Below are 18,776 nucleotides of genomic sequence, written 5' to 3' on the forward strand. Positions count from 1 at the left end.
CGGGCCCCGGCAGCCGCCGGGCTGCGCGTGCCGCCCGGTCTACTTCACCGCCTTGACGTAGTCGGCCCACAGGTGCAGCGCCCGGTCGCTGCCGGGCGTCGTCGGGGTGTCGCCGCCCAGTCCCGTCAGCGGCAGCGGGATCAGGTCGGTCAGCGACATCCGGTAGACCACCACGGCCGTGGACTCGTGCTCGGTGCTGCCGACGAACCAGCCCGCCGTGTTCGCGGCGGTCGTTCCCGTCTTGCCCGCCGTCCCGGGGTGCGCCTTGGCCACCGCCTTCGCCGACCCCTCGGTGACGGCGGACCGCAGGGCGTCCGTCACCGCGTGGGCGGTCTCCGCCTTCACGGCCCGGACCGCCTTCGGGGCGGCGAGCGGGAGCGCGGCGCCGTTGCGGCTGACTGCCCGCACCGAGTAGGGGTCGGTGTGCATGCCGTCGGCGGCGAAGGTCTCGTAGGCGCCTGCCATGCGGATAGCGCTCGGGGTCGAGTTCTCGCCGAGCGCGAAGGTGGGGATCCGCGGCCCGAGGCTCGCTCCGAGCAGCCCCAGGCGCTCGGCGAACGCGTCGACCCGGTCGAGGCCGACGTCGAGGCCGAGCTGCAGCATCGGGGTGTTGACGGAGTTGGCGACGGCCTGGCGCAAGGTCACCTGGCCCCAGCTGCGTCCCTCGTCGTTGCGGCCCTTCACCACCTTCCCGCTGCGGTCCCAGTACGGGCCCTCGGGCGTCTGCACGGTCACCTGGTCGTTGCCGTCGTACACGGTGGAAGGGGATACGGGCGTACGGGCCTTGCCGCGCGTGCGCTGCACGCCGTCTTCGAGCGCGGCGGCGTAGACGAACGGCGTGAACGCCGTGCCGGCCGGGACCGTCGTCGCGTTCGACTCGTTGAAGCCCTGTTTGAGGTAGTCGGGGCCGCCGTACACGGCGAGCATCCGGCCGTCCGGGGCCACGCTCGCGGCGCCGATCTTGGCGTATTTGTCCGTGTTGGGGCGCCGCTCGGCGTCGAAGTCCTTCTGCGCCTCCTGGACGGCGGCCGTCAGCGCCGTCATCCGCGTCTTGTCGAAGGTCGTGTAGATCTGGTAGCCGCCGAGGTCGAACTCGGCGTCCGGGATGCGGCCGGTCTTGATCGCGTACGCCTTGGCGAGCTCGACCAGGTAGCCGGTCTCCGCACCGGGGGTGCCGGGGAGGGACGCGGCCGTGGGCTCGGGGAACCTCGTATAGGTGGCCCGCTCGGCGCGCGAGAGCTGGCCGGTGTCGACCATGCGGTCCAGGATCCAGGACCAGCGCTCGACGGCCCGTGCGTGGTTCTCCTTGCCGAGCGCGGGGTCGTACAGCCCGGCGCCCTTGAGGAGGGAGGCCAGGAAGGCGCCCTCGCTGGGGTTGAGCTGCGAGACGTCCTTGCGGTAGTAGGCCTGGGACGCGCGCTGGATACCGTAGGTGCCGCGCCCGAACCAGCTGGTGTTGAGGTAGTCCTGGAGGATCTGCTTCTTGTCGGTCTGGTTGTCCAGCTTCACGGCGAGCAGGATCTCGGTGAACTTCCGGGACAGGGTGCGGTCCTGGCTGAGGTAGGCGTTCTTCACGTACTGCTGCGTGATGGTGGAGCCGCCCTGGGTCTCACCCCCCGTCACGGCGGCGCGCAGGGCGCGCAGGACGCCGGACGGCGAGACTCCGGGATCGGAGTAGAAGCTCGCGTTCTCGGCCGCGAGCACGGCGCCCTGGACCTTGGGGGGCACCTTGTCCAGCGGCATCTCCTGCCGGCTGACCCAGCCGGTGCGGGCCATCGTCGAACCGTCCGCCCAGTAGAAGACGTTGTCCTGTTGCTGGGCAAATGAGTTGAGATCTTCGGGTATGTCCGTGGTGGCGTACGCGATGGCGACGAAACCCGTCACGGCTATGACGGCGTACAGCCAGGCGCCCAGCCACTGGCGCCAGGAGGGGACCCACCGGCGCCACCCGGTGCGGCCCGGCCTCGGGTAGGCGGGGCGCAAACGCCGCAGCTGCCCGCGCGCCGCGGCAGCGGCCGGCGCGAGGGCGCCCAGGCGGTCCGCCCGCGCCCGGAGGCGGCGCAGCACCGCGAGTACGCCGACGCGCGCCGGGAACGCGCCCGTACGCTTCGGGGCCGCCCGCCTGCCCCTCGATCGCCCTCTTGCGGCCGAATCCTGCCTGCCCACTCCGAATGCCCCCTGTGCCGTGCTTTCCCCGCACACCCTAGATGCACTTGCTGTGAGACCGGGAGGCGGTGGCAGCTTCCCGCCGCGGTCCCGGGCCGGTCTGATACCGGGGTGAAACGGAAGGAGGCGGCCCGGCAAACGGGGCGACGGTGCCTGGCGGCCGCCGAGGAAGCGGAACGCGGCCAATCGGTCGCCCAGTTGTGCGAAGATGCCGTCCCCCGGTTCGTGCGTACCGGGTGACAAGGGGAAACACAGTGATACCTAAGAGGTTCAGGCCCGCCGCCATCGCGGCCCTGACCGTGGCCCTGGCGTCCGGCAGCATGCTCGCCTACTCCGCGAGCGCAGGCACCGGACCCGAGGCGGCCGATCGCGCCACCACCGATTCCTTCGCCCGCATAGCCGACGACGTGCTCTCGCAGCGCACCCAGGCTCTGGTCGAGGATCAGCCGGGACACCACGACGCAGGTCGCAGCTCCGCGAAGACGCGGCTGTCGGCCCAGCTGAAGAAGGACGAGGACGCGGCGGTCGCGTCGCTGCGGTCGCGCAAGACGCGGCTCGCGGAGCTGGGCGAGGCCTACACGGGCGCCGACACCCGCGTCGCCGTCGACCGTGCCACGGTCACCGGCGGGAAGGCGACCGTCCAGGTCACCGAGCAGACCACGCTCACCTACAAGAAACTGCGCGGGGACGAGCCGGCCACCACCGACTTCCGGACGCGCTACGAGCTCACGCTCACCAGCAAGCGGGGCGGTGCCTGGGAGCTGACCTCGATCAAGTCCCAGGAGAACGGCCCCGTCGCGGTCAACGAGCCGGTCGCGGCCACGGCGAACGTCGTCAAGGACGACGGCAACCAGTACCCGGACGGCACGCCCGCGTCCACCAAGTACCCCGCTCCGGCCAAGCCCAAGGCGAAGACCGGCGGCGCCTACGACTACGCCGCCATGGCGCAGTACGCGGAGAAGTACTGGAGCAACTACAACCCGGCGTACCGGAAGTTCACCGGCGCCGGGGGCGACTGCACCAACTTCATCAGCCAGGCGCTGAAGGCGGGCGGCTGGAAGGCGGTGCCCGGCTCCTCCTCGGACTACCGGAACTGGTGGTACGACGGCGCCCGGCAGTCCGACTCCTTCGTCGGCGCGAACGAGTGGGCGTGGTTCACGCTGTCCAACCAGCGGGCCGCCAACCTGGCCAACGTCTACCAGGCGGACGTCGGTGACATCGTGCAGGTGGACTTCAACAAGGACGGGTCCAAGGACCACTCCATGATGGTGACGTACCGCAGCAGCGCAGGAATGCCGTACCTCACGTACCACTCCACCAATACGTACCGCAAGTCCCTCGCGAGCATCATCGCGTCCTACCCGAACGCGGTCTACTTCGCGTACCGCACCTGACGGGTATCTTCCGGTCCCTCCTGCCGCGGCCTCGCCGCGGCAGGAGGAACCTCCGGCATGCGGCGGTTTGTCCCGTTCAGGGTGTTCAGTGGGGTAGTTCCGGGTAGGGCGCAAAGTGACGAGCGCAGCTGGACCTTCGACCTCGACCTCGACCCGGGCGGCCGGGACCCGGTGCTCGGGATCGAGCGGCTCCAGGAGGCGTACTTCGCCCGCGACCCCGGCTACGACCGGGGCATCACCGTGCCCGCCATCGTGGACGTGCCGACCGGCAAGGTGGTCACCAACGACTTCCCGCAGATCACCATCGACATGTCGCTGGAGTGGACGGCCCACCACCGCGCCGGGGCACCGGCGCTGTACCCGCCCGGGCTGCGGCCGGAGATCGTCGCCGTGGACGAGGTGGTCTACCGGGACGTGAACAACGGTGTCTACCGGGCCGGGTTCGCCGGGTCGCAGGAGGCGTACACCAAGGCGTACGAGCGTCTCTTCGCCCGGCTCGATCTGCTCTCCGAGCGGTCTGTGGGCCTACGCCCGGGACCTGTTCCAGACGCCCGGCTTCGGCGACACGGTCGACTTCGACCACATCAAGAGGCATTACCACCTCGTGCACTCCGACATCAACCCGACCGGGATCGTGCCCGCGGGTCCGGACCTGTCGGGCTGGCTCGAACCGCACGGCCGCGCCGCCCCGGGCGGCCGCCCCTTCGGGGACGGCACCCGGCCCGGGCCCCCCTCCCCCGCCGAGACCGTCCCGCCGCCCCACGCGCCGCGGGCGGGCGACCGGAGCTGACCCGGCCGGTGGTTTGACCCCGAGGCGTGCGGTCGCTTTGATCTCACTGGCCGGCGTTCGACAACAGGGGGGACCGGACATGATGGCGGGGCGGTCGCTGGGGCGGCAGTTCGGGTGGCTCTGGGCGGCGTACACGGTCAGCACGCTCGGCACGTGGCTCGCGTTCGACGCGTTCCCCTTGATCGCGATCCTCGTCCTGCACGCCGGGACCACGGAGGTTTCGGTGCTGGCGGCCGCCGGGCTGGCGGTCGGCGCGGCGGTGGCGGTGCCGCTCGGCCCGTGGGTGGAGTTCCGGCGCAAGCAGCCGGTGATGATCGCGATGGATCTGGTCCGGTTCGCGGCATTGCTGAGCGTCCCCGCGGCGTACGCGCTCGGCCTGCTCGGCTTCGCCCAGCTCCTGGTCGTGTCGGTCGTCGTCGGAGCGGCCGACATCGCCTTCACGGCGGCCGGCGGCGCATATCTGAGGACGCTCGTGAAGCCGGAGGACCTGCTCGTCGCGAACGGGCGGTTCGAGTCCACGACCTGGACCGCCACCATGCTCGGACCGCCGCTCGGCGGCGCCGCGATCGGGCTCTTCGGACCGGTGATGACCGTGCTGGCCAACGCGGTGAGCTATCTGCTCTCGGCGGTGGGGATCCGCGCGATCGGCGGCCGGGAGCCGCACCCCGCGCGTACCGAAGCCCCACAACGGCTGCGGGCCCGCGACCTGTTCGAGGGGTGGCGGTACATCCTCGCCGACTCCGCGCTGCGGCCGCTCTTCCTCAACACGGTCCTGGTCAACGGCCTGGTCATGGCCACCCTTCCCCTGCTCGCCGTCCTCATGCTGGGCGCCCTCGGCTTCGCACCCTGGCAGTACGGCCTCGCCTTCGCCGTGCCCTGCGTCGGCGGCCTGCTCGGCTCCCGCCTGGCACCCCGGCTCGTCGCCCGGTTCGGCCAGCACAAGGTCATGCTCACCACCGGGGCGCTGCGGGCGTGCTGGTCGCTCGGGCTGGCCTTCGTCGGACCCGGCACCACCGGGCTCGTGCTCGTCATGGCGGTCGAGTTCGGGTTGATCACCTGCATGGGAGTGTTCAACCCGGTGTTCGCCACCTACCGGCTGGAGCGGACCCCGGCGGACCGGGTCGCCCGCACCCTGGCCGCGTGGTCGGTCACCAGCAAGGCGGCCGTCGCCGCGCTGACCGCGCTGTGGGGCCTGCTGGCCGGGCTGGCCGGCCCGCGCGCCGCGATCGCCATCGCCGGGCTCCTCATCATGGCGACCCCGTTCCTGCTCCCCCGCCACGACCAGCCGCCCCGGTACGAGCAGGAGCCGGCCCGAAGCCGTACGTGAGGCCCGGTCAACCCCCTCGTGCCGGAGCGCGGGCCCGGGGAGGCCGGAGGAGAACGGGGAACAGCGCATGGAGGACCATCTTTCCCCTGCCGATGGGTGGGCCGCCGCTGGCTGACCGCGGTACTCCTGAGTACGGCGGTCGCCTGGGGTACGCCCGTCGCTCCGTTCGCCGGCGGGGCGCCGCGAAGCCGCAGGTGCGATGCTGGAGAGGAATGGAGGGCCGGCCGCCGGACTGATGGGCCGGCCCGTCAGCGAAGGAGGATGACGTGCCCGGTCTTCTTCGAGGAGTAGCCCGCACCGCTGTGGTCGCCGGTACGGCGACGGCAGTCTCCAACCGCGTCTCGCGGCGCCAGGCCGGCCGGTGGGCCGAGCAGGAAAATCCGCAACCCCAGCAACAGCAGCAGTACGCCGCCCCGCCGCCGCCCCCTTCCCCCGCCGCTCCGCCGATCGCGGATGACATGAGCGGCAGGATCGATCAGCTCAAGGAACTCGCGGCGTTGAAGGAGCAGGGGATCCTGACCGAGGCGGAGTTCGCAGAACAGAAGCGCAGGCTCCTGGCCGATTGAACGTGCGGCCGTCAGCCGCTCACTGGCCTTCCTCGGCGTCGAGCCGGCTCGCCTCGGCGTCGAGGGAGGCCAGGATCGCCTGTACGGGGATGCGGCCGCTCGCCACCATCTGCGCGCCGCTGCGCCGCAGGGCTCGGGCGAAGGGGGCGGCCCAGCGGTTCTCGTAGACCAGGATCGCGGCCGCGTTGCCCGGCTGGAGGGCGTTGCCGGCCTCTTCGAGGTCGTCCTGGCCGAGCAGGTCGGAGGAGGCGCCTTCGAATACGGTCAGGTCCATCGCCCCGTCCGCGGTGTCGGGTCCGGTGAGTTCCAGGGCGGTGACGCTTCCGTCGTCGTGCTTCTGTACGAAGCGGAGGTCGAGGATGCGGATGAGGCCCTTGTCCACCAGGTCGATCAGCAGGGGGAACGCCTCGCCCGTCATCCGGTTCCCTGGGAACTCGACGACCAGGTAGTCGACGGGGCCCATGTCTTCGATGTCGTCACTCATGAGCGCTCCTTGCGTTACTGAGAACACGTCGACGGACGGACGCGGCTCTGCTCCCATTGCAGCACCCGGTATGGGGCCCCGCACCTCCGCGCGCCCCGCACCGTCACGCACGGGCCGCCTGGTCGAGTTCGTCGTCGAGGGCGAGTGCGGCGGTGATGAGGGCGAGGTGGGTGAACGCCTGGGGGAAGTTGCCCAGCTGTTCGCCGCCCAGGCCGACCTCCTCGGCGAAGAGCCCGACGTGGTTGGCGTAGGTGAGCATCTTGTCGAAGGCGTAGCGGGCCTGGTGGAGCCGGCCGGCCTTGGCGAGGGCGTACACGTACAGGAAGCTGCACAGGGAGAAGGTGCCCTCGGAGCCTTCGAGTCCGTCCGGGGACGCTGCGGGGTCGTAGCGGTAGACGAGGCTGTCCGAGACGAGTTCCGCGTCCATGGCGTCGAGGGTGGACAGCCAGCGCGGGTCCTTGGGGGTGATGAAACCGACCAGGGGCATGAGCAGCAGGGAGGCGTCGAGGACGGTGCTGTCGTACTCCTGGACGAAGGCCTGACGCGTTTCGCTCCAGCCCAGGGTCATGACCTGTTCGAGGATCGCATCCCGTGCGGCGGTCCAACGGGGTACGTCGGCCGGGCGGGCGGTGGCGGTGGCCTGGCGGATGCCCCGGTCGAAGGCGACCCAGCACATGAGGCGGCTGTAGGTGAAGTTCTTCTGGCCGCCGCGGGTTTCCCAGATGCCCTCGTCACGGCGGTCCCAGTTGTCGCACAGCCAGTCCAGCAGCGCGGCGCAGCGCTGCCAGTCGTCGTACCCCACGAGATCGCCGACCTGGCCGCTCTGGGCGAGGGCGAAGACCGCCTCCCCGTGGATGTCCAGCTGCAGCTGGCCCGCGGCGCCGTTGCCCGCGCGCACCGGCGCGGAGCGCCGCCACCCTTCCAGGTGGTCGAGGACCTCCTCGGTCAGGTACGGGTCCCCGTCGATGCGGTACATGATCTGCAGGGGTTCGCCGTTGGGGGCGCCGCCGTCCCGCAGCCGCTGAAGGACCCAGCGGCGGAAGGCGTTCGCTTCATCGGTGAACCCGAGGGCGCGCATGGCGCGCACCGCGAAGGAGGCGTCGCGGATCCAGGTGTAGCGGTAGTCCCAGTTGCGTTCCCCGCCCTCCTGCTCCGGCAGGCCCATGGTGGCGGCGGCGATCGGCGCGCCGGTCGGGGCGTACGTCATCAGCTTGAGGGTGATGGCGGAGCGGTTGACCATCTGCTGCCAGCGGCCGCGGTAGGTGCAGCGTCCGATCCAGCCGTGCCAGAAGTCGCGCACGGCGTTGAACTCCTGCACCACGTCGTCCAGGTCCACCGGCGTCGGGGCGGCGCTGTCCGCGTCGCAGACCGTCAGGACCACGGCCGCGCGTTCCCCCTGGGCGAGGGAAACGGTCGCCCGCACGTCCGAACCGTCGGCCTCCAGGGCCACGGGCCCGAGGGGTTGCAGGTGCGCGACGGTGCCCGGTCCGTCGAAGCGGGCGGCGGCCCGGTCGAAGGTCAGCTCGTGCGGGGCCCTGCCGTAGTCGAAGCGCGGGCGGCATTCCAGGGTGAAGCGCACGCTCCCGCGTACCACGCGCATGACGCGCACCACCTGGTGCCGGCCGGTTGGGGTGTCCGGTGCCGGGACGGGCATGAAGTCGATGACCTCGCCGACGCCTTCGGCGGTGAGGAAACGGGTGATGAGGACGGCGGTGTCGGCCATGTACAGCTGGCGGGTGACGACGCCTGCCGCGCCCCCCGGTGCACCCGGCGAGGCGGGGAGGTCCTCGGCGGTGACGGCGAAGTAGCCGCCGCGGCTGTCGTCGAGAAGACCGGCGAAGATGCTGGGCGAATCGAAGCGGGGCGCGCAGAACCAGTTCAGTACGCCTTCGGACGAAACGAGGGCACAGGTCTGCAGGTCTCCGATCAGGCCGTGCTCGGCGATCGGCGGGTACGGACGCATCGGTCCTCCAGCGGGGAATGAGAAGCCCGGTGAACCTCCCCCCCGTACGCGCACGGGGGGTCGCGTCAGGCCGGTACCGGGGCGAAGGGGAACAGAGCGTCGGCGCCCGGCCGTACGATGCCGTAGCTGCCGTCCGGCACCTCGTTCCAGGCGCCCGGCAGGTCACCGAGCGGTTCGGAGACGATGAGCCGGGTCTCCTCCGAGACGTCCTGCAGGAACGCGACGTCGGGGTGCAGCCGGCGCAGCGCGTCCACCCGGCTGCTGTAGAACAGCGAGCGGGAAGCGTGCCCGCTGGAGTAGCGGAAGGCCCAGACGCTCTCGCCGTCGCTGATGGCGAGCGTCATCTGGAGCGGGAGTTCCAGGCCGTGGTCGTGTCCGGCGCGCTCCACGACTCCCGCCATCCGGGCGACGGCCGCCGGCGGGTCCTCTTCCAGGCCGAAGGTGAGGGCCAGGTAGAACATCACCTCGGAGTCCGTCGTGCCCTCGATGCCCGCGTACAGGGCGGGGTCGACCAGCATGGTCAGGTCCCGGCGCATGACGTGGAAGCCGGAGATGGCGCCGTTGTGCATGAACATCCAGCGGCCGTGCCGGAAGGGGTGACAGTTCGACTGCTGCACCGCCGTCCCGGTCGACGCCCGGATGTGGGCGAAGAACAGCGGTGAGCGCACGTGGTCCGCCATCTCCCGCAGGTTGCGGTTGTTCCAGGCGGGTCCGACGTCCTTGAGCAGGGCGGGCGAGGCGTCCTCTCCGGTGTACCAGCCGACACCGAATCCGTCGCCGTTCGTGGTCTCCACGCCCAGCTTGGAATGCAGGCTCTGGTCGATCAGCGAGTGGGCGGGTTTGTAGAGGATGGTGTCGAGCAGCATGGGCGTCCCCGAATAGGCGAGCCATCGGCACATGTGATCACCTTGGTCTTCGCGGCGTGGCGGCTGGGGAAATTCGCTTTCCGATCGCCTGGAGCGGCGCTGCTCGACGGGCCCGCGGGTCACCTCATCGGGCCATCTCATTTTCGGCTCTTTCCCTGGGGGGCGCCACGCGGACGGGAGCCGGTCGGTGAGCGGTTCGGCGCCCAGGGTGGCGACGTGCCGGAGTCGAGCCGTTCCGTCATTGTTCTTGGAAAGGGTGGTCGCGTGGTCGCCACCGTCGGAGCCTGACCCGTGAGGAGTCCCTCCGTGCCCGGACCGCATACCAGTACGCGCCGGCTCGCCGTGCCGGGCTGGATGCGGCGGCACACCCCGCTGCTGAGCCGGCTGCTGGACCAGCTCGCGGCCGTACGGGTCCTGGACTGCGCGACCCGACTGGCCGCGCAGGCCTTCCTCGGTGCGCTGCCCGCCATCTTCGTCGTGGCCGCCGTCGCACCCGATTGGCTCCAGCAGGAGCTGGTCTCCTCCATCCGCGCGACGCTGGGGCTGCAGGACGCCGCGTTGGACCAGGTGCGGGCGGTGTACGGCGCCACCGACTCCGCGGCGGTGGCCGGCACCGGCGGGGTGGGCGTCCTGGTGACACTGCTGTCGGCGACCGCGTGCAGCCGGGGCCCTGCAGAAGACCTGCGAGCGGTCCTGGCACCTGCCGAAGGCGAAGGCGCGGCTGGCCGCGTGGCGGTGGCTCGCCTGGATCGTCGTCTGGCTGGTCGCCCTGCTGTTCCAGGGACCGGTGCAGAACGCCTTCGGTGCCGGGCCGGTGGTGGGGTTCTTCGTCTCGGTGGTCAGCAGCGTCCTGTTGTGGTGGTGGACCCAGCACCTGCTGCTGGCCGGCCGGGTGCCGTGGCTGCCGCTGCTGCCCGGGGCGGTCATGGCGGGGCTGGGCGGGCAACTGTTCTCCGTGGCGTCGAGGATCTACATGCCGCATGCGGTGGAGCACAGCATGCAGCAGTTCGGCGGCCTCGGCTCGGTCTTCGTCCTGCTGTCCTGGCTCATTTCGTTCTTCATCGTCATCACGCTGGCCATCTCCGTGGGGTACGTGGTGGCGCACGAGCCGCTGCCGGCCCGCTGGCTCCGGACGCCCGGTGTGCCCGCCGCCTAGGAGCTGCCCGGACGCCGGTCGCGGGCCGGGTTGCGGCCCTCGGCCGCGAGCAGGGCGAGTACGGCGAGCACCGCGAGCAGGATGAGCACCAGCAGCAGGACCGTGAGGACGGTCGGGTGGTTCCACAGGGCGAACACCAGGGCCAGGACGATCAGGACGCCCGCGGTGACGGGCCGCCGGTGGGCCTGCACCCAGGTGCCGACCGGCCCGGTGTACAGCCCGTGGTCGGCGCCCCAGCGCGCCGCGGAGTCGGCGGTGCGCTCGGCCCTGCCCCGTACGCCGCGCGGCAGCCGGCCGGTACCGGAGAGGTAGGCGCCGAGTGCCACGACGATCCCGAGGACGATGGCGGTGCGGATGCTGACCCGCAGGAAGCGCAGGAGCGTGTCGAAGACGGCCGCGGCGGCGTCCGGGGACTGGACCTGCTCCGGAAGGTGGTCGAGGTAGTAGCGGCGGGCGACGACCAGGGCGATGGCGAGGATCAGGCAGGCCGCGGCAGCGCACAGCGCGGTGGTCACCAGGGCCCGGCGGCGGCGCCGCGCGAGCAGTACGCCGATCACCCCGAGGAGCACCGTGAGGACGGGCAGCCAGTTGCCGAGGACGTCCAGGAGGTGGACCGCGCCGCGGATCTTCGCCAGCTTGTCCGACTGGAAGAGCACCATCTGCTTGTTGACCTGGGGAATCTTCTCGGCCGGCTTGAGGCCGGCCTTCACGAGGTCCTGTTTGACGTTCTCCACGGCAGCGCCGATGTCCAGGGTGACGGTGCCGCCCTCGACCTCGACCGAGCCGCGGCCCTCACCGGTCAGCGCGTGCACCACCGCGGAGTGGGCGGCGCGGTTGGCGGTGGTCCAGAGCCGCTCGAACCGGTCGCCTTGCACGAAGCGGGTCGCCACTTTGCTGACGGCCGCGTCGGCGGCCGAGTCCAGTTGCGGGCCGAGCGCCTTGACCGCCGTACCGACACGGGGCGGCAGCCCCTGCGCCTCCAGCCACTTCGCCAGGTCGGCGGTCACCTGGGCGCCGTCGACCCGGACGTCGGCCGCCTCGGTGATGCGGTGGACGGCAGCCGCCTCGATCGCGGGGTTGGAGGCGAGCGGCGCGACCGTAGACACGTACCGGTCGTTGTCCAGCACGATGTCGTGCACCCAGACCGTCAGCAGCGAGAGGGGCACGAGGATGCAGGTCAGCGTGATCAGTACGGCCGAGACGATGCTCCTGGCGATCCTTCCGCCCCGCGAGCCGCCCTTGCCGGGCGGAGGGGGAGGTGCCTCGTCGAGCGGCTCGGACGGCAGACTCATGGCACTCCCTGGGGACGTCTGAGGCGAAAGGCCACTTCCCGCCCATTGGACACGCGGCGCCGCGGGCGCGCGCGTTCGGTTACGCCACCACGGGGAGGACGACGGCCTACGTGGCCGCGTCCCGGACGGTGGTGGTGTCCCGATCCGTGTCCGCATCTGAGAGGACCTCGTCATTGCGGACACCGGGGCCGGGGGCTGATGATCGGGGCATGCCCGCACCGCGAAGAGTCGTCATCGTTGCGTTCCCCGGCGTCGAGTTGCTCGACGTCACGGGGCCGGCCGAGGTGTTCTCCGTGGCATCCCGGGTCGCGGGGCCGGACCGGCCCGGATACCGGGTGCAGGTCGCCGCGGCGGTCGCGGGCGAGTTGCCCACCTCCAGCGGTGTGCGGCTCATGGCCGATCTGACGCTCGGGGAGGTGGACGGCAGGCTGGACACGCTGCTGGTGTCCGGGGCGATCACCCAGGACGGTGAGCGCGTCGAAGCGGTCGTCGACGGGACGGTCAGCGCCTGGCTGCGCCGCGGTGCACCGCGGGCCCGCAGGATCGGCTCGATCTGCGCCGGGGCCCACCTGCTGGCCGACGCGGGCCTGCTGAACGGCCTGCGGGCCACGACCCACTGGCTGACCGCCGCACAGCTGGCCGCCCGTCATCCGGAGGTCAGCGTCGACCCGGACCCCATCTTCATCCGGTCGGGGCGGACGTGGACCTGCGCGGGGGTCACCTCGGGGATGGACATGGCTCTGGCCATGGTGGCCGAGGACCACGGCCAGGCCGTCGCACTCGCCACCGCCCGCATGATGGTCATGTACGTGAAGCGCTCCGGCGGGCAGAGCCAGTTCAGCGTGCCGCTCTCCGTGCCGGTACCGCCCGACGACCCGGTGGAGAGACTGTGCCGGTGGATCGCCGAGCATCCCCGCGAAGACCTCTCCACCCAGGCCCTGGCCACCCGGATGAACCTGAGCCCACGTCACTTCTCGCGGGTGTTCGGCAGGCGTACGGGCAGCACCCCGGCCGCGTACGTCGAGTCCGCGCGTCTGGAGGCGGCCCGCCGGCTCCTGGAGGAAACGGACCTGAGCCTGCCGGACGTCGCCGCCGCGGGTGGACTGGGGTCCGTACAGACCCTGCACCGTTCCTTCCAGCGTCAGCTGGGAACGACGCCCGCCGAGTACCGCCGCCGCTTCCGCTAGACCCCGCCGTACGCCGCCCCACCGATTCCGTCCGGCTGCCCTCGGGCCCGTGCCGGACCCCCGGCATGCCCGGAAACACCTGACGAACGCCGGCATGCCCGCGAACACCGCCACCACGAGGAGAACCCCCATGCCGCACACGAAGGTCATCCCGATCCCGGTCCTGGGCAGACATGCCGTCAACGCCTATCTGCTGCTGGGCCGGCGTCCCGTCATCGTCGACGCCGGGACACCGGGCAGCGCCCGCAGGATCTACGACCGCGTCGCCGCGCACGGCGTGGATCCGGCGGACATCGCGCTGATCGTCATCACTCACGGCCACATCGACCACTTCGGCTCCGCCGCGGAGCTGCACCGGCTGACCGGGGCACCCGTCGCCGGACACGTCGCCGACCTCGGCCCCTTCCGCACCGGCCGGGTCCGCGAGCCGTACCTGCCGACCGGGCCCATGGGCCGTCTGATGGACCGCAACAAGAACCTGCACGTGCGGGCCGAATCGCTGGAACCGGACGTCCTGGTGCGCGGCGCGACCGGTCTCGCGGACTTCGGGGTCGCGGCGCGCATCATGCCCACCCCCGGCCACACCGCCGGGTCCGTCTCCGTCCTCACCGACAGCGGCGACCTGGTGGCCGGAGACCTGGTGGCCAACTCCTTCATGGGCCTCATACCGGGGAAGCCGGCCAACCCGCCCTTCCACGACGACCCGCTCCGCAACCTCGCCAGCCTGCGCGAGATGCTCGCCCTCGACCCCACCCGGCTCCACGTGGGCCACGGCCCGGCGCTCGACCCCGAGCGGGTACGGCGCTGGGCGGCCCGGGAACAGCGCCGCCTCACCCGCCGCGCGGCCCGGGGCCGCCTCTGCACGCGCCCGGATCCGGCCGGGCAATGAGCACTCCGGGGCTTCCCGCGCGTTGCTCAGCGAGTGGTGACGGCCCGCTCCAGCAGGCCGTGGAGGACGCGCTGGTCCCGCTGGTGGTGCACGGGGAAGGCGCCCGTGCTCGCCCACGGCCGGCTACCTGATCTCCGAGCCGGGGGCGGTCCGCGGAGCGCCCGGCGGCTCCGTGCCCGGGCTCAGCCGGACGTGTCCCCGTCACCGTCGGGCCCGTCGAGCTGGTGGTCGGCCCAGACGTAGCTCTCGGGCAGCAGGTCGGTGATCCGGACCGTACGGAGGCGGTCCGCCTCCCCCACGATGACCTCGATGCCGGGGAAGTAGTCGAGGAGGGCCTGCCGGCACCGGCCGCACGGGGGGACCACCCCCCGGTCGCGGTCGCCCACGGCAACGACGGTGTCCAGCTCGTAGGCCCCCTGGGCGGCTGCCGCGCCGATCAGGACCAGCTCGGCGCACGGGCCGCCGGTGAAGTGGTACACGTTCACCGCGGTGACGATCCGGCCGTCCCGGGCGCGGGCCGCGGCCGCCATGGTGTGGTTGTCACCCCGGCAGCGCGTGCGGGCGGCGTGGGCCGCGGCCCGGACCAGTTCATGGTCGACGGGACGGGTCTGCGTGGTCATCTTCTCCCCTTGACACAGTGCCGGGCCGCCGCATGAGCCACCCGACGTGGCGTCCGCGCGCACCGGACGGAAGCCGGTATACCCCACGGGGCCGGTGTCCGCCGACCGAATATCGGGCGCGGCCTCCGTTGCGCGAGCGCCCGCGCGCGTAAAGAGTTGGTCAAGCGCGGAACCGGGAGCGGCGGGCGGGCCACTTCGGCGGACCGGTCCGCAAAGACGCAAAGCAGGGAAGGCGGTTGCCCGGCGTCGCCGACGGGCCAAGCGGGAGCCGGAGCGCCTTCCATATGCGGACATTTCCTGACAGAGCTACTGCGTGATGGAACTCATCCTGTGTGCAGCGCCATTGCCCGGCGCGAGAGGGTTTGCACATGGTTGCCACTGCTACTCATCCGGTGGCCGCCCTCAGCGGCCGGCCACCGCCCGACACCACTGCCACGACTGAAACGGACTGGGCATGACTCACCGACCCCGCCCGATACGTGGCGCCCATGGGCGCCCCGAGAGAGCGTGCACTCCCGGCGCAGCGCCCCGCACATGAAGACCGCACCCGAGCGGCTGCGCGCCGGCCTGGCCGCCGGAGCGGTCGCCGTCACCCTGCTGTGGGCGGCTCAAGTACGGCCGTCGGCCCGGCCCGACGAGCTCTTCGGGGCGGCCGCGCACCTGACCGGGCTGCTCGCGGGCTACGGGATCCTCGCCATGCTGTTCCTGATGGCGCGCGTACCGGCGGTCGAGCACGGAGTGGGCGCCGACCGCCTCGCGCGCTGGCACGCCTTCGGCGGCCGGTGGGTCCTGCTGCTGTGCGCCGGTCACGGCCTGTTCGCCCTCCTCGTGCACGCCCTGCGCACGGGGACCGACCTACTGACCGCCACCGCGGCCCTGTTCCGGTACCCGGCGGTCGCGGCCGCGTTCGTGGGAGCCGCCCTGCTGGCGGCCGTCGGCCTGTGCTCCGCGCGGGCCGTGCGCCGCCGGGTCCCGCACGAGACCTGGCGCGGGATCCACCTGCTCGCCTACCTCGCCGCCGCGCTGGGCTTCGTCCACCAGCTCGCCGGCCCCGACGTCGCCGTCACCGCCCTCACCACCTGGTTCTGGGCCCTGCTGCACACCGCCGTCGGCGTGCTGCTCGCCTGGTACCGCGCGATCGTTCCGGTCCGGCAGGCCCTACGGCACGGACTGCGCGTCGCGACCGTCCAACGGGAGGGCCCGGGCGTGGTCTCCGTCACCATCCGCGGGGGTGAGCTCCGTGAACTCCAGGCCGAGCCCGGCCAGTTCTTCCGCTGGCGGTTCCTGAGGCGAGGCCTGTGGCACACGGCCCTGCCGTTCTCGCTCTCCGCGCCCGTACGCGACGACCGCCTGCGCATCACGGTGAAGGCGCTGGGCGGGCACTCCCGCCGGGTCCGCGGACTGCGGCCCGGGACCAGGGTCCTCGCGACGGGCCCGTTCGGCGCACTCACCGAGCGGCGCCGCACCCGTCCCAAGGTGCTGCTGATCGCCGGCGGCATCGGGATCACTCCGATGCGCGCCCTCTTCGAGTCCCTGCCCGCGGGCCCCGGCGACCTCACCCTGCTCTACCGCGCGGGTGACGCCGGCCAACTGGTGCTGCGGCACGAGCTGGAGGCGATCGCGGCCGACCGCCGGGCCGCCCTGCACTACCTGGTGGGACGCTCCGACGCCGCCTACGATCCGCTGGCCCCGCAGGCGCTGCGCGCCCTCGTCCCCGATCTGTCCGACCGTGACGTCTACCTCTGCGGGCCGCCCGGCATGGCGGATGCGACGACCGCGGCACTGATCAGGGCGGGCGTCCCCGCCGTCCGCATCCACACCGAGTGCTTCACCTACTGAGGACCCCGATCTGACGATGAGCCGGTACGCCGCACCCCAGGAGTCCGTCGATCCCGCCGAGCCGGGCGGGACGGAGCACCTCGCGCCGCGGCCGGCCGGAGCGGCCGTCGGGCCGCACCGGCGGGCCGGCCGGACGGCCGCCCGCCGGCACCGCAGGACCCGCCGCCCGCGGCGGCTCGTCGCCGGGCTCGCCCTGACCAGCATGGTGACGGCGACGGTCATCACGCTGACCGTCGAGCCGGCCGCGCCGAGCACGCCGCCCCCGGGCGGCAGGGCGAACCCCCAGTCCCAGCACTGAGCGGACCCAGGCGCCACCGGCGCTATCCGGTCAGCCTGGATGGACGTTGGATGAACCGCGCCCGGCCGACAGCAGGTCAAAGGCCCCTCTTCGGCCGGCAGACCGGCCGTCACCCTGCGTTCGCGGGTGATCGCGCAGGGCGTTCCGGCCCGCTGAGCTGCCTGAACGACCGTTCGGTCGCCGATAATCGAACGAGTTGTCTGTAAATCGGTCATCGATGTGCGCACACCCTTCACACCCGACAGACTCGGCAGCGTCCAGTCGAGAGAACGCAGTCAACTGCTGCTTCTGACCTTCGAATTGAAAGAGAGTCACGTCGTGCGTCACCGCATCGCTGCCGTCTCCGCCGCCGCCCTCCTGACCCTGGCAGGCGCCACCGGCATCGCGCAGGCCAAGCCGGACAGCCTGTACGCCCCGTCCGCCGTGGTCCTCACCATGGGTCAGGGTGAGAACGGTGCCACTGTCGTACGGGCGTCCACCCTCAGCTGCGCTCCGACCGCCCAGGGAACGCATCCCGACCCCAAGGCCGCCTGCGCCGCCCTCGCCGGAACCGCCGGCGCCCTCGACACGCTCCTGGCCGCCCCGGACCCGAACCGTGTCTGTCCGATGATCTACGACCCCGTCACGGTGACCGCGGACGGGGTCTGGCAGGGTCGTCACATCTCCTGGAAGCACACCTTCTCCAACACGTGCGCGATGTCCGCGACCCTCAACGGAAACGCCCTCTTCGCCTTCTGACGGCCGCCCGGGCCCCCGCCCGCCGCCCCCACCACCTCCCCGGCGGGGGCGGCGGCGGGCGGCCCGTGCAGGTGAGGCGCCGTGTGCGGGTGGGGCGCCGCGTAGGCTCTCGGTGTGTCCGCCTCCCGCCTCCACCGCGTCGCCGTCCTCGTACTGGAGGGAGCCAAACCCCTCGACGTCGGCATTCCCGCGCAGGTCTTCACGACCCGGGCGAGCATGCCGTACGAGGTGCGGGTGTGCGGCGCGGCCCCGGGGCTGGTGACCGGCGGGGACGGACTGTCGTACGCCGTCTCGCACGGACTGGCCGCGCTGGAGTGGGCGGACATCGTCTTCGTCCCCGGCTACCGGTTCCCCGACCGCGACGACCCGCCACCGGCCGTGATCGACGCGCTGGTCTCCGCCCACGCCCGGGGCGCGCGGCTCGCCGCCATCTCGACGGGCGCGTTCGCGCTCGCCGCCACGGGACTGCTCGACGGCAAGCGCGCCACGACCCACTGGCACTACGCGCGGGCCCTCGTGGCGAAACATCCGCTCGTCCGGCTCGACGAGAACGTCCTGTTCGTCGACGAGGGCAGTGTGCTGACCTCGGCCGGCGCCGCGTCGGGCATCGACCTCTGCCTGCACATCCTGCGCCGCGACCTCGGGGTCGCCGCGTCCAACCACGCGGCGCGGCGCCTGGTCGCGGCCCCGTACCGCAGTGGCGGCCAGGCGCAGTACGTGCCGCGCAGTGTGCCCGAGCCGCTCGGCGAGCGGTTCGCCGCCACCCGGGAGTGGGCGCTGCACCGTCTCGGCGAGCCGCTCACCCTGGAGGCACTGGCCGAGCACGCGGCGGTCTCGCCGCGCACCTTCTCGCGGCGCTTCGTCCAGGACACGGGTTACACGCCGATGCAGTGGGTGATGCGCGCCCGGCTCGACGTCGCCCGTGAACTGCTCGAACGTTCGGAGCGGAGCGTCGAGCAGATCGCCGCCGACGTCGGTCTCGGCACCGGGGCGAACCTGCGGCTGCACTTCCAGCGCATCCTCGGCACCACTCCGAGCGAGTACCGGCGCACCTTCACCCGGGGCGGGTAGCGCGGCGGGGCGAGGCGGGGGTCGGGGTCCTCCGGGAGAGCCGTGTGACGAGATCCTTTTGGCGAGATCCTTGCGAACCGTGGCAATCCCGCCGCTGTCGCGTGCGGGTGCCGGGGGCGAACCTGAGGGC

At 72.1% G+C, this 18,776-nt stretch carries 16 protein-coding genes and 1 pseudogene; 11 read left to right on the forward strand and 6 right to left on the reverse strand.

The features are described from left to right. Positions 1-39: 39 nt before the first annotated feature. Positions 40-2,067, reverse strand: coding sequence for a transglycosylase domain-containing protein (locus tag ACZ4M3_RS17905; RefSeq protein WP_467733620.1), 2,028 nt, complete (start codon positions 2,065-2,067; stop codon positions 40-42). Between the two features lie 353 nt (positions 2,068-2,420). Between ACZ4M3_RS17905 and ACZ4M3_RS17910 the strand changes: the two genes are divergently transcribed. From ACZ4M3_RS17910 to ACZ4M3_RS17925, 4 genes and pseudogenes are all read left to right on the forward strand, one after another. Beyond that, positions 2,421-3,560 carry an amidase domain-containing protein gene (locus ACZ4M3_RS17910; protein WP_467733622.1) on the forward strand — a complete coding sequence of 380 codons (1,140 nt, stop codon included), beginning with the start codon at positions 2,421-2,423 and terminating at the stop codon, positions 3,558-3,560. Between the two features lie 117 nt (positions 3,561-3,677). After that, positions 3,678-4,350, forward strand: a pseudogene (locus ACZ4M3_RS17915) (glutathione S-transferase family protein); the annotation flags it as partial. Positions 4,351-4,429: 79 nt separating this feature from the next. Continuing rightward, a complete protein-coding gene (locus ACZ4M3_RS17920) occupies positions 4,430-5,677 on the forward strand; it encodes an MFS transporter (protein ID WP_467733624.1) in 1,248 nt (415 codons plus the stop codon). 266 nt (positions 5,678-5,943) lie between these two features. Beyond that, on the forward strand, positions 5,944-6,243 hold the full coding sequence (locus ACZ4M3_RS17925) for an SHOCT domain-containing protein (protein ID WP_467733626.1): 300 nt from the start codon (positions 5,944-5,946) through the stop codon (positions 6,241-6,243). 19 nt (positions 6,244-6,262) lie between these two features. Here ACZ4M3_RS17925 and ACZ4M3_RS17930 read toward each other — a convergent pair whose 3' ends face one another. From ACZ4M3_RS17930 to ACZ4M3_RS17940, 3 genes are all read right to left on the reverse strand, one after another. After that, positions 6,263-6,727 carry a DUF6325 family protein gene (locus ACZ4M3_RS17930; RefSeq protein WP_467733628.1) on the reverse strand — a complete coding sequence of 155 codons (465 nt, stop codon included), beginning with the start codon at positions 6,725-6,727 and terminating at the stop codon, positions 6,263-6,265. Between the two features lie 103 nt (positions 6,728-6,830). Then, a complete protein-coding gene (locus ACZ4M3_RS17935) occupies positions 6,831-8,690 on the reverse strand; it encodes a glycoside hydrolase family 15 protein (RefSeq protein ID WP_467733630.1) in 1,860 nt (619 codons plus the stop codon). A 65-nt stretch (positions 8,691-8,755) separates the two neighbouring features. Beyond that, the gene (locus ACZ4M3_RS17940; RefSeq protein ID WP_467733632.1) at positions 8,756-9,589 is read right to left on the reverse strand and encodes a class II glutamine amidotransferase; all 834 of its coding nucleotides are present in this window, start codon (positions 9,587-9,589) and stop codon (positions 8,756-8,758) included. 754 nt (positions 9,590-10,343) lie between these two features. Between ACZ4M3_RS17940 and ACZ4M3_RS17945 the strand changes: the two genes are divergently transcribed. Continuing rightward, complete coding sequence (locus ACZ4M3_RS17945) at positions 10,344-10,712, forward strand: hypothetical protein (protein ID WP_467733634.1); 369 nt, start codon at positions 10,344-10,346, stop codon at positions 10,710-10,712. Here the strand turns inward: ACZ4M3_RS17945 and ACZ4M3_RS17950 are convergent. Next, positions 10,709-12,004: a hypothetical protein gene (locus ACZ4M3_RS17950; RefSeq protein WP_467733636.1), complete on the reverse strand. Its 1,296-nt coding sequence runs from the start codon at positions 12,002-12,004 to the stop codon at positions 10,709-10,711. The two genes, ACZ4M3_RS17945 and ACZ4M3_RS17950, sit on opposite strands and share 4 nt — an antisense overlap. Before the next feature lie 209 nt (positions 12,005-12,213). Between ACZ4M3_RS17950 and ACZ4M3_RS17955 the strand changes: the two genes are divergently transcribed. Beyond that, positions 12,214-13,191 carry a GlxA family transcriptional regulator gene (locus ACZ4M3_RS17955; RefSeq protein WP_467733637.1) on the forward strand — a complete coding sequence of 326 codons (978 nt, stop codon included), beginning with the start codon at positions 12,214-12,216 and terminating at the stop codon, positions 13,189-13,191. Positions 13,192-13,321: 130 nt separating this feature from the next. After that, positions 13,322-14,080: an MBL fold metallo-hydrolase gene (locus ACZ4M3_RS17960; protein WP_467733639.1), complete on the forward strand. Its 759-nt coding sequence runs from the start codon at positions 13,322-13,324 to the stop codon at positions 14,078-14,080. 182 nt (positions 14,081-14,262) lie between these two features. Here ACZ4M3_RS17960 and ACZ4M3_RS17965 read toward each other — a convergent pair whose 3' ends face one another. After that, positions 14,263-14,700: a cytidine deaminase family protein gene (locus ACZ4M3_RS17965; RefSeq protein ID WP_467733641.1), complete on the reverse strand. Its 438-nt coding sequence runs from the start codon at positions 14,698-14,700 to the stop codon at positions 14,263-14,265. 534 nt (positions 14,701-15,234) lie between these two features. Between ACZ4M3_RS17965 and ACZ4M3_RS17970 the strand changes: the two genes are divergently transcribed. From ACZ4M3_RS17970 to ACZ4M3_RS17985, 4 genes are all read left to right on the forward strand, one after another. Beyond that, the gene (locus ACZ4M3_RS17970; RefSeq protein ID WP_467733643.1) at positions 15,235-16,539 is read left to right on the forward strand and encodes a ferredoxin reductase family protein; all 1,305 of its coding nucleotides are present in this window, start codon (positions 15,235-15,237) and stop codon (positions 16,537-16,539) included. A gap of 16 nt (positions 16,540-16,555) precedes the next feature. Next, positions 16,556-16,837 carry a hypothetical protein gene (locus tag ACZ4M3_RS17975; protein WP_467733645.1) on the forward strand — a complete coding sequence of 94 codons (282 nt, stop codon included), beginning with the start codon at positions 16,556-16,558 and terminating at the stop codon, positions 16,835-16,837. A gap of 318 nt (positions 16,838-17,155) precedes the next feature. Then, positions 17,156-17,575, forward strand: a complete 420-nt coding sequence (locus ACZ4M3_RS17980) for an SSI family serine proteinase inhibitor (protein WP_467733646.1) — start codon at positions 17,156-17,158, stop codon at positions 17,573-17,575. Between the two features lie 114 nt (positions 17,576-17,689). Continuing rightward, positions 17,690-18,646, forward strand: a complete 957-nt coding sequence (locus ACZ4M3_RS17985) for a GlxA family transcriptional regulator (RefSeq protein WP_467733648.1) — start codon at positions 17,690-17,692, stop codon at positions 18,644-18,646. Positions 18,647-18,776 lie beyond the last annotated feature (130 nt).

The organism is Streptomyces sp. NPDC026522, from assembly GCF_055567555.1.

Coding starts and splice junctions, on each gene's coding strand:
- ACZ4M3_RS17970 (WP_467733643.1), top strand. CDS start 15,235: ATGAAGACCGCACCCGAGCGGCTGCGCGCCGGCCTGGCCGCCGGAGCG.
- ACZ4M3_RS17975 (WP_467733645.1), top strand. CDS start 16,556: ATGAGCCGGTACGCCGCACCCCAGGAGTCCGTCGATCCCGCCGAGCCG.
- ACZ4M3_RS17940 (WP_467733632.1), bottom strand. CDS start 9,589: ATGTGCCGATGGCTCGCCTATTCGGGGACGCCCATGCTGCTCGACACC.
- ACZ4M3_RS17960 (WP_467733639.1), top strand. CDS start 13,322: ATGCCGCACACGAAGGTCATCCCGATCCCGGTCCTGGGCAGACATGCC.
- ACZ4M3_RS17920 (WP_467733624.1), top strand. CDS start 4,430: ATGATGGCGGGGCGGTCGCTGGGGCGGCAGTTCGGGTGGCTCTGGGCG.
- ACZ4M3_RS17965 (WP_467733641.1), bottom strand. CDS start 14,700: ATGACCACGCAGACCCGTCCCGTCGACCATGAACTGGTCCGGGCCGCG.
- ACZ4M3_RS17930 (WP_467733628.1), bottom strand. CDS start 6,727: ATGAGTGACGACATCGAAGACATGGGCCCCGTCGACTACCTGGTCGTC.
- ACZ4M3_RS17955 (WP_467733637.1), top strand. CDS start 12,214: ATGCCCGCACCGCGAAGAGTCGTCATCGTTGCGTTCCCCGGCGTCGAG.
- ACZ4M3_RS17950 (WP_467733636.1), bottom strand. CDS start 12,004: ATGAGTCTGCCGTCCGAGCCGCTCGACGAGGCACCTCCCCCTCCGCCC.
- ACZ4M3_RS17935 (WP_467733630.1), bottom strand. CDS start 8,690: ATGCGTCCGTACCCGCCGATCGCCGAGCACGGCCTGATCGGAGACCTG.